The organism is Janthinobacterium sp. FW305-128, assembly GCF_020858135.1.
Classification (GTDB): Bacteria; Pseudomonadota; Gammaproteobacteria; order Burkholderiales; family Burkholderiaceae_D; genus Janthinobacterium.
In genome coordinates this window covers 85,995-97,965 of the sequence record NZ_JACYMK010000014.1, presented here as the reverse complement: position 1 = coordinate 97,965, position 11,971 = coordinate 85,995, and the positions used below count along the sequence as shown (strand labels likewise).

The 11,971-nt window shown below is 66.8% G+C and carries 13 protein-coding genes; 10 read left to right on the top strand and 3 right to left on the bottom strand.

Going from position 1 to position 11,971, the window contains the following annotated elements:
- The first annotated feature begins 5 nt into the window (after positions 1-5).
- A complete protein-coding gene (locus IGS60_RS25410) occupies positions 6-2,354 on the top strand; it encodes a fimbria/pilus outer membrane usher protein (RefSeq protein WP_230506561.1) in 2,349 nt (782 codons plus the stop codon).
- Positions 2,354-3,361, top strand: a complete 1,008-nt coding sequence (locus IGS60_RS25405; RefSeq protein WP_070292382.1) for a spore coat U domain-containing protein — start codon at positions 2,354-2,356, stop codon at positions 3,359-3,361. Before IGS60_RS25410 ends, IGS60_RS25405 begins: the two co-directional genes overlap by 1 nt.
- Here the strand turns inward: IGS60_RS25405 and IGS60_RS25400 are convergent.
- Positions 3,358-3,633 carry a hypothetical protein gene (locus IGS60_RS25400; RefSeq protein ID WP_230506560.1) on the bottom strand — a complete coding sequence of 92 codons (276 nt, stop codon included), beginning with the start codon at positions 3,631-3,633 and terminating at the stop codon, positions 3,358-3,360. The two genes, IGS60_RS25405 and IGS60_RS25400, sit on opposite strands and share 4 nt — an antisense overlap.
- A gap of 205 nt (positions 3,634-3,838) precedes the next feature.
- Between IGS60_RS25400 and IGS60_RS25395 the strand changes: the two genes are divergently transcribed.
- The 4 genes from IGS60_RS25395 to IGS60_RS25380 all read left to right on the top strand — a co-directional run bounded on the left by IGS60_RS25395 (position 3,839) and on the right by IGS60_RS25380 (position 6,185).
- Complete coding sequence (locus IGS60_RS25395; RefSeq protein WP_070312550.1) at positions 3,839-4,396, top strand: helix-turn-helix domain-containing protein; 558 nt, start codon at positions 3,839-3,841, stop codon at positions 4,394-4,396.
- 155 nt (positions 4,397-4,551) lie between these two features.
- A complete protein-coding gene (locus IGS60_RS25390; protein WP_230506559.1) occupies positions 4,552-4,989 on the top strand; it encodes a CHRD domain-containing protein in 438 nt (145 codons plus the stop codon).
- Between the two features lie 99 nt (positions 4,990-5,088).
- Positions 5,089-6,042, top strand: a complete 954-nt coding sequence (locus IGS60_RS25385; RefSeq protein WP_230506558.1) for an AEC family transporter — start codon at positions 5,089-5,091, stop codon at positions 6,040-6,042.
- Complete coding sequence (locus IGS60_RS25380; RefSeq protein ID WP_230506557.1) at positions 6,039-6,185, top strand: hypothetical protein; 147 nt, start codon at positions 6,039-6,041, stop codon at positions 6,183-6,185. The genes IGS60_RS25385 and IGS60_RS25380 overlap by 4 nt, the downstream gene beginning before the upstream one ends.
- A 126-nt stretch (positions 6,186-6,311) precedes the next feature.
- Here IGS60_RS25380 and IGS60_RS25375 read toward each other — a convergent pair whose 3' ends face one another.
- The gene (locus IGS60_RS25375) at positions 6,312-6,965 is read right to left on the bottom strand and encodes an FMN-binding negative transcriptional regulator (RefSeq protein ID WP_070312551.1); all 654 of its coding nucleotides are present in this window, start codon (positions 6,963-6,965) and stop codon (positions 6,312-6,314) included.
- Entirely contained in the window at positions 6,966-7,427 is a 462-nt protein-coding gene (locus tag IGS60_RS25370; protein ID WP_230506556.1) for an OsmC family protein, read from the bottom strand.
- 105 nt (positions 7,428-7,532) lie between these two features.
- On the opposite strand from IGS60_RS25370, the gene IGS60_RS25365 reads away from it, so the two are divergent.
- From IGS60_RS25365 to IGS60_RS25350, 4 genes are all read left to right on the top strand, one after another.
- The gene (locus tag IGS60_RS25365) at positions 7,533-9,011 is read left to right on the top strand and encodes a PLP-dependent aminotransferase family protein (protein WP_230506555.1); all 1,479 of its coding nucleotides are present in this window, start codon (positions 7,533-7,535) and stop codon (positions 9,009-9,011) included.
- 38 nt (positions 9,012-9,049) lie between these two features.
- Positions 9,050-9,613 (top strand): DNA-3-methyladenine glycosylase I, encoded by a 564-nt coding sequence (locus IGS60_RS25360; RefSeq protein WP_070312554.1) that lies wholly within the window; start codon positions 9,050-9,052, stop codon positions 9,611-9,613.
- On the top strand, positions 9,613-11,244 hold the full coding sequence (gene mnmC, locus IGS60_RS25355; protein ID WP_070292469.1) for an FAD-dependent 5-carboxymethylaminomethyl-2-thiouridine(34) oxidoreductase MnmC: 1,632 nt from the start codon (positions 9,613-9,615) through the stop codon (positions 11,242-11,244). The genes IGS60_RS25360 and mnmC overlap by 1 nt, the downstream gene beginning before the upstream one ends.
- 228 nt (positions 11,245-11,472) lie before the next feature.
- The gene (locus IGS60_RS25350) at positions 11,473-11,970 is read left to right on the top strand and encodes a rhodanese-like domain-containing protein (protein WP_083287303.1); all 498 of its coding nucleotides are present in this window, start codon (positions 11,473-11,475) and stop codon (positions 11,968-11,970) included.
- Position 11,971 lies beyond the last annotated feature (1 nt).

The following is an 11,971-nucleotide window of genomic DNA, read 5'->3' as shown; positions in this document are numbered from 1 at the left end:
GAACCATGAAACGCGCGCTGGCAGCGTTGCTGTTGCTGGTCATGGCGCCGCTGGCCAGGGCCGATGGCGCGGCAGCCGTGACGGGCGCCGATCCGGGGCCGGCCAGCTTGCCCACCGATCCGGCGGCGCCGAATGAACTGTATCTGGAGGTAAGTGTGAATGCTGTTTCAACCGGGCTGATCTTGCGTTTTACCCAGGTGGGCAAAACCTTGCGCAGCAGTGTGGCGAACTTGCAGCAGCTGGGGCTGGACCCGGCGCGCCTGGTCGCGCCCGGTCAGACCGAGGTGGCGCTCGATGCGGTTCCGGGACTCAGCTATGAATATGATGCGGCGCGCCAGAGCGTGTCGCTGCAGGTGACGGACGACTTGCGCGCGCCGTACCGCATCGATGCGCGCCTGGCGGCGCAGACGCCGCCGTCGCGCGTCACGCCCGGCGCCGTGCTCGATTACGAAGCCTATGCGGAACTGGGCCGGACACGGCGCGCCGCCATTTTCAACGACTTGCGCTATTTCAATGACCGCGGCGTGTTCAGCCATACCGGTACCGTGAACCTGGGGGGAGACCAGCGCAAGTACATGCGCTTTGACACCTTCTGGAGCCATGCCGACCCCGAGACCCTGCAAACGTGGCAAGTGGGCGACCTGATCTCCTCATCGCTCAGCTGGAGCCGCGCCGTGCGCGTGGGCGGCGTGCAGTGGCGCAAGAACTTCCAGCTGCGGCCGGACCTGCTGACCTTTCCCGTCGCCTCCGTCGATGGCACGGCGCTCGTGCCTTCGTCGCTGAGCCTGTATGTGAATGGCGTGCAGCAATATGCTGCCAGCGTGCCCAGCGGTCCGTTTGTGCTGAACCAGGTGGCCGGCATCAATGGCGCGGGACAAGCCACCCTCATCACACGCGATGCCCTGGGGCGCAGCGTGACGACCGTGCTGCCCCTGTATGTCGACACGCGCATGCTGGCCAGCGGCTTGAGCGATTATTCGGTCGAGGCGGGCGCCGTGCGGCGCGACTATGGCCGCCGCCTGTTCGGCTACGAGCGGCAACTGCTTGCCAGCGCTTCCGGCCGCCATGGCGTCAGCGACAGCTTCACCATCGAAGGCCATGCGGAACTGGCTGCCGGCCTGTACCAGGCGGGGGCGGGCGCGCTGGTGCGGCTGGGCCAGGCGGGCGTGCTCAGCAGCTCGCTGTCGGCCAGCGCCGGCCGCAGCCGTGGTGCGCAGCTGGGCGCCGGGTACCAATATGTGGGGCCAAGCTTCAGCGTCGATGCGTACAGCGTGCGCGCCAGCGCCGGGTTTGGCGACCTCGCTTCGCGTGATGGCAGCCCCGTGGTGCGCGCGGCGGACCGCGTCACCGTGAGCCTGCCTTTGCCGGCGGGAAGCAGTATCAGCAGCAGTTATATCGGCTACCGCACGCCTGGCGTACCGTCATCGAAGCTGGCCACCTTGGGCTATTCGGCGACCCTGTTTCACGGCCTGTTCCTGAACGCCAGCCTGTTCCAGGATTTGCGGCAACGCGAGAAGCGGGGCTTTTATGTCGGCTTGAGCATGGCCTTCGACAACAATCTGGCCATCAGCACGAGCGGCAGCCGGCAAAACGGCGAGAGCGGCCGCAGCGTCAGCGCGCAGCGGGCGGCGGACTTTGGCGGCGGTGTCGGCTGGAACTTGCAGGCTGGCACGGTGGGCCGCAATGCCTATCGGCAAGCGCAAGTGGAATACCTGGGCAATAACGGCCGCGTGGATGCGCGCACGCAAAGCGGCGGCATGGGCAATGCCTCCTCGCTGGGCGCGGCCGGCGCGCTGGTGCTGATGGATGGGCATGTCGAGGCGGCGCGCCAGGTGGGCAGCGGTTTTGCACTGGTGTCCACTGGCGGTGTGGGCAATATTCCCGTGCTGCATGAAAACCGCCAGATCGGCGTGACCGACAGGGGCGGCTATCTGCTGGTACCGAATTTGAATCCTTATGGCAATAACCAGATCAGCATCGCCACGGATGAGCTCGACGTTGACGCGCGCGTGCCCGTGACCAATATGAATGTCGTGCCGCAACAGCTGGCGGGCGTGCTGGCCGCCTTTCCCGTCGAACGCTACAGCGCCGCCACCGTCATCGTGCAAGGCGCCGACGGCAAGCCGCTGGCCACGGGCTTGCCCGTGCTGCATGTGCAAAGCGGCAAGCAGACGGTCATGGGATTTGACGGCATGGTGTTCGTTGACGATCTGCTCGAGCAGAATCAGCTGCAAGTCGGCGAGGGCGACAGCGCGTGCACGGTAGGTTTTGCCTATGTGCGTCCTGCCGCGGGCGGCTTGCCCGTGATCGGGCCGCTGCGCTGCGCTGCCGCCGGCGCCGGGGGAGGCCGCTGATGCGCCGCCTGCTGCCATGTCTGACCCTGCTGCTGGGATGCGCCTGGGGCGGCGCGGCGCAGGCGGCCGATACCTGCACGGTGAGCATGACGAATATCGATTTCGGCGCCGTCAGCCCGATTTCCGGCAGCGATTACGTGGCGCAGGCAACGGGCACCTTCAGCTGCCTGTTTTCGTCGCTGAACCTGGGGCAGTTGCTCACGCCCAACGCACAAGTGTGCATCTCGCTGGGGCTGGGCACGAATTCCACCTCGGCCCTGCCGCGCAAGCTGGGCAATGGCAGCAACCGCATGGAGTACAACGTGTACGTGGACAATTCGTATGCCACGGCGAAGATCTGGGGCGGCGCCGGCGTGGCGGGCGCGCCGTCGACCTTCGGCATCATTTTGTCGGCCGGCTTGCTGGCCCCGCCCGGCACGTATTCCACCACCTTTACCGTGTATGCCAGGATACCCGCTGGCACGGCCCTGGCCGCCGTGCCCACGGCCGCCAACGCCAATACGGTGTACACGTCGAGCTTTGCCGGCCAGGGCACCTACACCTACACCACGTATGGCCTCGTCAACCTGTTTGGCTGCACGGCCAGCAGCGGCAGCTTCGGTTTCGCGGTCAATGCCACGGCCGTCAACGACTGCACCATCGCGGCCAGTCCGATGGCGTTCGCGAACGCTTCCATCCTGACGGGCAACTTGCGCAGCACCAGTACCTTGTCCGTGCGCTGCGTGAACAACAATGCCTACCAGATTGCCCTGAACGGCGGCAGCGTGGCGGCCAACGTGGCGAACCGGCAAATGAAAAACATTGTAACGACGGACAAGGTCAGCTACCTGCTGTCGTCGACGCTCGATGGCCCGCTCTGGGGCGATGGCACGTCAGGCACCAGCATGGTGACAGGCACAGGCACGGGCGCCAGCGTGCCGCTGACGATTTACGGCCGCGTGCCGGCGCAGGTGTCGCCGCGCCCCGGCGACTACAAGGACACGGTGACGGCAACGATCTATTTTTAGAACGTGACGGTGATGAGGCCGGTGTCCGATGGCGTCGCCTGCTGTTGCAGCAGATAGGGCGTGTTGTGCTGGCAGCGCACCTGGGTGCTACCGCGCTGCGAGACGACGGTGCACGCTTCGTGGACGACGAAGGTGGCCTGGAACGATGCGGAGGAAACGGTGGCGGCGGCGGTGGTCTGGCAGAGGGAGAGGGCGAGCAACATTAGCAGGGAGGCAAATTTCAAAGAAGTCATCGTAAGCGTATCAGGTGAAAAACGGACGGGAAACAACATTCTCTGACGCCGTTTCGCACACCGGGACGGGAGAAGCTGGACTAAGCATGATTGTACTGGAGCAAGAAAAGTGTGATTTTTCGCGTATTTTCAAGCCCTCCACGGGGCGGGAGACGGCTTGCAAAGCGATAGTAACTAAGTTTCCGTGTGGCAACCGTAGGATTTTTTTTTAATTGTTGTGTTGGATCAACGTGAGGAGACGGTCATGAAACATACCAACTTTAATAATTTGCCTTGCCCGATTGCGCGCAGCCTGGGCAAGGTCGGCGAATGGTGGAGCATCCTCATCCTGCGCGAAGCGTTTTATGGCAAGACGCGCTTCGACGAATTTGAAAAAAGCCTCAAGATCGCGCCCACTATCCTGACGCGCCGCCTGGCCGACTTGGTGGAAGGGGGCTTGATGACGCGCCGCCTGTATTGCGCCAAGCCGCCCCGCTACGACTATGTGCTGACCAAGTCCGGCCGCGCCTTCAAGCCCGTCTTGCTGGCGTTTATCGCCTGGGGCAATGAAAACTTCGCGCCCGAAGGCGCCAGTCTCGTCATCGCCAGCCGCGACACGGGCCTGGCCGCCGATCCGGTGCTGGTCGACGCCACGACGGGCTTGCCCATCAATGATGAGTATTACGCGTTCGCGCCAGGGCCTGCCGCCAGCGACAGCATGCGCAGCATCATCCTCGATGCGGAAAAGAGCAGCGGCATCGCGCCCAAGCCGAAGGCGCCAGCAGCCAATCGGGGCTGGGTGGCGGAAGGGCATCTGGTCTGAGGCCGGGTGGCGGGCGCGCGCCAAGTTTGTCGCAAAGCAAGACGGACTGCACGGCATGGCGTTACTGTCGCACCATGCAACTCAAGTGCGGCGCAGACCCGGCTGTGCGGGCATGGCGCCATCCGTGATCCGATGTCCGTTGAAGGAGTACTGCGATGACCACATTGCCGCAACACCTACGCCGCGCCGCCACTGTGCTGGCGCTGGCCGCCCTGCTGGGCGCCTGTTCCCATGGCCCGCATCACCCGGGCGGCCATGACGTCACCCTGACGGGCGCGCAGGAAGTGCCGGCCAATACCAGCATGGCCACCGGCAGCAGCAATATCCGCGTCGCGCACGACCGCAGCGTCAGCGGGGGCGTGCGCTACACGGGCATGGTGGCCACCGTCGCGCATATCCATGAAGCGCCCGCTGGCGCCAACGGCCCCGTCATCGTGCCGCTGGTGAAAACCGCCGAAGGCATGTTTGCCGTGCCGCCGAACACCATGCTGACGCCGCCCCAGTATGCGAGCTACCAGGCCGGCAACCTGTATGTGAACGTGCACAGCGCGGCCTACCCGGCCGGCGAGATCCGCGCCCAGCTCAAGCCATAGCTTGCCACCGGCGTTTTCTCCGAAACCTCCTTGGGCCGCGCGAGCGGCCTTTTTTTGCGCCAGGCGGCCGGCCAGTGCGGCGCGCTACAATGGCGTTTCATGCTGACCATCCTCGCCATCACCTTTCCCTTCTTCGCCCTGGTGCTGTGCGGCTATCTGGCCGTGCGGCGCACGCTGCTGCCGCTGGCCGCCATCGGCGGCTTGAACAGTTTTGTCCTGTACTTCGCGCTGCCGTGCATGCTGTACCGCTTCGGCGCCGCCACGCCCGTCGCGCAACTGCTCGACGCCAGCGTGTTCGGCGTCTATCTGCTGTGCGCCCTGATCATGGTGGGTGTCACCACGGCCATGACCCTGAGCCACCGCATCGACTGGAACAATGCTGCCTTCGGCGCGCTGGTGGCGGCCTTCCCGAACACGGGCTTCATGGGCGTGCCCTTGCTATTGACCTTGCTCGGACCCCGTTCCTCGGGCCCCGTCATCGTCACCATTGTCGTCGACATGCTCATGACCAGCTCGCTGTGCATCGCCCTGTCGCGCATCGGCAGCGGCGGCGCGCACGGCAGCCGCGCCGCCGTCGTCAACGCCATGAAGGGCATGGCGGGCAACCCGATGCCGTGGGCGATCGTGCTCGGTGCCCTGTCGTCGTGGCTGGAACTGGCCTTGCCCAAGCCTTTGACGCAGACGATGGGCCTGCTGGCCGATGCCGCCTCTCCCGTTGCCCTGTTTACCATCGGCGCCGTGCTGGCCCGTTCGCAGATGAGCACGAGCGACCCGGCGCCGCTGGGAGAATATGTGCCCGTGGCGCTGAAAAAACTGCTGCTGCATCCGCTGCTGGTGTGGGGCATCGGCCACGTGGCCATCGCGCTCGGTGCGCCGCTCGATCCGTTCGCGCTGACCTGCATGGTGCTGGTGGCCTGCCTGCCCAGCGCCAGCAACGTCGCGCTGCTGTCGGAACGCTTCGGCGCGAACACGGCGCGCATCGCCCGCATCATTTTAGTGTCGACGGCGCTGTCGTTTTTGACGTTTTCGGCGGCCGTCAGCTGGCTGGCGTGAGGGGACAGTCAACGTCACGGGGCGCGCCCCGCGCCTTGCGCATCATCGGGAGCACAGCGACGACGCGCATCGCCCGCATCATTTTAGTGTCGACGGCGCTGTCGTTTTTGACGTTTTCGGCGGCCGTCAGCTGGCTGGCGTGAGGGGACAGTCAACGTCACGGGGCGCGCCCCGCGCCTTGCGCATTATCGGGAGCACAGCGACGACGCGCATCGCCCGCATCATCCTCGTGTCGACGGCGCTGTCATTTTTGACGTTTTCGGCGGCCGTCAGCTGGCTGGCGTGACGTTGGCGGCGATCAGCGCGCCCAGCGCCTGCGCCGGGCCGGGGTGATGATCGAGCGCCAGGCCGTGCGCCATGCTGGCCTGGTCCTGCATGCTGCGATTCTGTCCCAGCTTCCATTTTCCTTCCAGGCGCGTGAGGGGAATCTCGATGCCGACGATGGCTTTCAATAGCTTGTCGATATAGCCGGCCGGCGCGTCGCCCACCTTCCACGGCGCGGCTTGATCCGCCTCGTGGCGCGCCGTCAGCCGCTCCACCAATCCCAGCAGCCACGCCGCGTCGTCGATGGCGCGCAGGGGGCCGTGCGCATGCACCACCGCATAGTTAAAGGTGGGGACTTCCTTGCCGCTGCGCTGCTTTTCCGCATACCAGGCGGGCGTGATGTAGGCGTGCGGCCCCTGGAAGATCACCAGTGCGTCGTCGCTCCCGCCGGCGGCGCGCCACAGCGGGTTGGCGCGCGCCACGTGGGCGCGCAGGATGCCGAATGGCGCATCAAGCGTGGGCGCGGCGATCTCGAACGGCAGATGGTCGGCGCACAGGCCATCGGCGCCGTGGCGCACGAGCGCGCCCAGCGGGTGACTGTCGATCAGGCCATGCAGCACGTCGAGGCGCTCTTCGCGGAAGGTGGAGGGCGTGTACATCTAGGCGGCTCCTTGCACGACGACGTCGGCCGTCAGCGAATTGGCGATGTAGCAGCGCTCGTGCGCATCGTGGTGCAGGGCGGCCAAGGCCTCGGGCGAGGGCGGCGTTCCCGCGAAGGCGATGCGCGGACGCAGCACGATGCGCGTCATGGCCAGGCGGCCTTGTGCATTCTTGCCCAGTTCGCCGACGGCATCGTCGCGGTAATCGTCGATGACGACGCCGCGCTGGGCCGCCAGCGACAGGAAGAACAGCATGTGGCAGCTCGACGTGGCGGCCACCAGCGCCTCTTCCGGGTCGATGTTTTCCGCCACCGACATGGGCAGCGGCACGGACAGGGGCGACGACGAGGCGGGTACCGTCAGGCCGCCGTCGAACTGCCATTCATGGCCGCGGCTGTAGCGCTGGCCGGCGAAATCCTGGCCGTCGCGCTGCCAGGCCACGGTGGCGAAAAACTGATGCATGGTTGCTCCGCAAAAGTAGAGGGATGCGTCATCTTAGCGTCAGTCTTGGCTATTTAAAACAGCCAATAAGTGCTATCTTGAAGATACCAATTCGAGAGCCACACTATGCCAGCTTCCCACCTGAACCAGCTTATCGCCGCCTTGCCGCTGCAGCGCGGCGCCAGCGAACCGCTGTTCCGCCAGCTGTATGCGGCCATCAAGGCGGCCGTCCTCGACGGGCGCATGAGCCCCGGCATGCAGCTGCCGCCCACGCGCGATTTTTGCCGCCTGCTGGCCGTGTCGCGCCAGACGGTGCTCAATGCGTATGCGCTGCTGACGGCCGAAGGCTACCTCGATGGCGCCGTCGGGCGCGGCACTTTTGTCAGCCGCGAGGTGCCCCTGCCTGTGCCGCCGGCAGCTGTGCCCGGCCTGCTGCGGCCCCTGTCGGCGCGCGGGCAGGGCGTGGTGACGGCCATGCGCCAGGTGGCCTTCCACCGGGGGCCGCTGCGCGCCTTCCGCGTCGGCATGCCGCGTATCGACCATTTTCCATTTGATGTGTGGAACCGCCTGGAAGCGCGGCGCAGGCGCCGGCCCGACCACCAGTTCGGCTACGGCGACCCGGCCGGCTACCTGCCGCTGCGCGAACTGCTGTGCGTGTACCTGAAGGCGTCGCGCGGCGTTCAGTGCACGCCGCAGCAAATCGTCATCACGTCCGGTTCGCAGCAGGCGCTGTTCCTGCTGTCGACCATCCTGCTGGCGCCCGGCGACGCCGCCTGGATGGAGTCGCCCGGCTACCGGGGCGCCAGCGGCCCGCTGCGCGCGGCCGGCGCGCGCGTGTTTCCCGTCCCCGTCGACGCGCAGGGGCTGGACGTGGCCTACGGCGTGGCGCACTGTCCGCAGGCGAAGCTGGCCTACGTGACGCCGTCGCACCAGATGCCGCTGGGCGTGAGCATGAGTTTGCCACGCCGCCTGGCCCTGCTGGCCTGGGCCGCGCACAATAAAGCCTGGCTGGTGGAAGACGATTACGACAGCGAATACCGCTACTCGGGCGCGCCGCTGGCGTCGCTGCAAAGCCTGGACCGGGCCGGCTGCGTGGTCTACGTGGGCACCCTGTCGAAAGTGTTGTTTCCCGGCCTGCGCCTCGGTTACATGGTGGCGCCGCCCGCGCTGGCCGAAGCGCTGGTGCAGGCCAAGGCCGTGATGGACCGGCACACGGCCATCGTGCCGCAGATGGCGCTGGCGGACTTCATCGCCGAAGGCCACTTTGGCCGGCATATCCGCCGCACGCGCGACAGCAATGCCGAACGGCGCGACCTGCTGGTGCGCGGCCTGGCGCGCGAGCTCGATGGCCAGCTCGCGTGCGGCCCGGCCGACAGCGGCCTGGAACTGTGCGCGTATTTTCGCGGCGATCACGATGAGGAAGCGGTGTCGCGCGCGGGCCTGGCGCGGGGCATCGAACTGCGCCCGCTGGGACACTATGCCGACCCGGCGGCGGGGCCCGAATGCGCCACGCCGCCCGGGCTGCTGCTGGGCTTTGCGGCGATTCCCCCGGCCGAGATGGCGCACGGCTTGCAGGAGCTGGGGCGCATCCTGCGCGGCCGATAAACTATACTGGCGGTTGCCCGCACATGAAGAACCCGACCATGACCACCATCCGCTGCTCCTGGGCCAATCCGGCCAATCCCCGCTACCTTGCGTATCACGACACGGAATGGGGCGTGCCTTGCCACGACGAGCGCCGGCTGTTCGAGATGCTGAACCTGGAAGGCGCGCAGGCTGGCCTGAGCTGGGAAACCATCCTCAACAAGCGCGACACCTACCGCGCCGCTTTTGACGACTGGGATGCGGAAAAGATCGCCGCATATGGCCCGGACAAGGTGGCGCAGCTGCTGGCGGACCCTGGCATCGTGCGCAACCGCCTGAAGGTGGCGGCCGCCATCACGAATGCCCAAGCCTATTTGCGCCTGCGCGCGGAAGGGCAGACCCTGGACAGCTTTTTGTGGGCGTATGTCGACGGCCAGCCCATCGTCAACAACTGGCAGCCGGGCGAGTTTCCCGCCAAGACGGCCCTGTCCGACAAACTGTCGAAAGACTTGCTCAAGCGTGGCTTCAAGTTCGTCGGCTCGACCATCATCTACGCCTACATGCAGGGCATCGGCATGGTCAACGACCACGCGCCCGTCTGCTTTTGCCGCGCGGGGCGCTGATGCGCCGCGCCCTGGTCCTGCTCGACACGGATTTTGACGCTGCCCGCCTGCGCGCCGCCTGCGCCGCGCATGGCGGTCGCCGCCTGCATTACATCGCGCTGGCGCCGCGTCCTGTCGATGCGCATCACTTGCCCGACGATTGGCGCGCACAGTGGCCGCCCTGCGTGCCGGGTCTGCACCGCATGGTGTCGCACGATGGCCTCGTCATACTCGATGTGCTGATCGGCGAGCCCGATGCCTGTCTGGCGCAATTGTCGGCGCGTGTCGATGAAGTGCATCTGGCCTGGGTGCCGGCGGCCACGCCGGTGCTGGCGCGCCTGATGGCCGATGGCGCGCACCTGCAAGCCGTGCACCTGGACGAGGCGCAGCGCACGGCGCTGCAAAAGCATGGCTTTGTTTTTGACGAGAGCCGTTTGCGCGCCGTGTTTTATGCGCGGCGCGACGAGTACGCGGCCGTTGCCGCGCCCGAGCGGTGCGCCGTCGTCATCGGTGCGGGCGTGGCCGGCGCGGCCGCCTGCGAACGGCTGGCCGCGCGCGGCTGGAAGGTGACCTTGATCGAACGCCACGCGCAGCCTGCGAGCGAAGCGTCGGGCAACCTGGCCGGCATCTTCATGCCGCTGATGTCGAAGGACGACAATATCGCCACGCGCCTGGTGCGCGCCGCCTTTCTGTACTCGCTGAAGCGCTGGAAAGACCTGGGCGGTATCGGCGCCGCCATCGAGGGTGCGCAAAGCGGCGTGCTGCACCTGGCGCGCGACGGGGCGCATGCGCAGGTGCAGCGGCAGATCGCCGCCAGCGGCCTGTATCCGCGTGAATTCGCCCGCTGGCTGGAAGCGCCTGAGGCAACCGCCATGCTGGGCGCGCCGGCGCCCGATGGCGCCTGGTGGTTCGAGCAGGGCGGCTGGGCGCGCCCGTCTTCCGTCTGCGCGGCCATGCTGGACGCCTGCGGCGCTTTGCTCACGCGGCGCTTTTCCAGCAGCGCCCTGCGCCTGGAACGTGGCGACGGCGAATGGCTGGTGCGCGATGCGGACGGTGCCCTGATCGCGGCGGCACCCACCGTCATCCTGGCGGCGGGCACGGGCGCCGTGGATTTCGAACAGGCGGCCGGCTTGCCGCTGGACGCCGTGCGCGGCCAGGTCACGCACCTGGCCGAAGGCAGCTTGCCGTCGCTGCCGTTCGTCGTCTGCCGCGAAGCCTACGTGACGCCGGCGTACCAGGGCGTCGTGTGCGTGGGCGCCAGCTACGATGCGGACGCGGACCCCGGCTTGCGCCCATCGAACCAGGAAGACAATATCGCGAAGATCGCCGACATCCTGGACGTGGCCCCGTTCGAGGCGCCGCTGGCCGGGCGCACGGGCTTTCGCTGCATGGCAGCGGACCGCCTGCCGCTGGCGGGCGCCTTGCCCGACCCCGGCATACCGGGCCGCTGCGAGCGCCTGCGCGACGTGCCGCGCTGGCCCGGCCTGTTCGGCTTGCTCGGTTATGCCTCGCGCGGCCTGATCTGGGCACCGCTGGCGGCCGAGCTGCTGGCTTGCCAGCTGGAGGGGGAGCCGTTGCCGCTGGAGAGTCAATTGGCCGCCGCCCTGGATCCTGCGCGGTTCTTGCTGCGCGAGCGCCGCCGCGCTGGTTGAGCGTTGGCGCAGGGCAGGCGAGGGCTGGGGTCAGACCCCCAACACAGCTGACGCAAAGCCTGGCGCCAACGCGCGTGAGGGTCTGACCCCATACGCGGACGCTCCGCGCGTAGTCCCCATATCTGTTTTTCAGCTTTCCAAACTCTTTTTAATTTGTTTTCCGAACAACATAAGTTCGCTACAGTGGACTCGTGCTGGTTTTTGACGACGGAATAAAGAGGTGGACAGATGGCTGCTGCAGAACTGATTTTCGATCCCCGCGCCGCGCACGGCGAGGCGGCGTTTGATGAAGTACTCCATCTCGCGCGCAGCCAGGCGCAGGCCCAGGGTTTGCCGTATGCGGGCATCGTCAGCGCGCAGGATGCGTGGCAACTGGTGCAGGCCGGCAAAGCCGTGCTGGTCGACGTGCGCACCAACGAAGAACGCACTTTTGTCGGCTACGTGCCCGCCTCGCTGCACGTGGCGTGGGCCACCGGCACGGCCATGAACCGCAATCCCCGTTTTACCCGCGAGCTCGAAGCGAAGGTGGGCGGCAAGGATGCCGTCGTAGTGCTGCTGTGCCGCAGCGGCAAGCGCTCAGCCGCGGCGGCCGAAGCGGCCGCCAAGGCGGGTTTTACGCACGTCTTCAATATCGCGCAAGGCTTCGAGGGCGACCTCGACGCACAGCAGCAGCGTGGCCACAGCGGCGGCTGGCGCTGGCATGCGCTGCCCTGGCTGCAAGATTAAC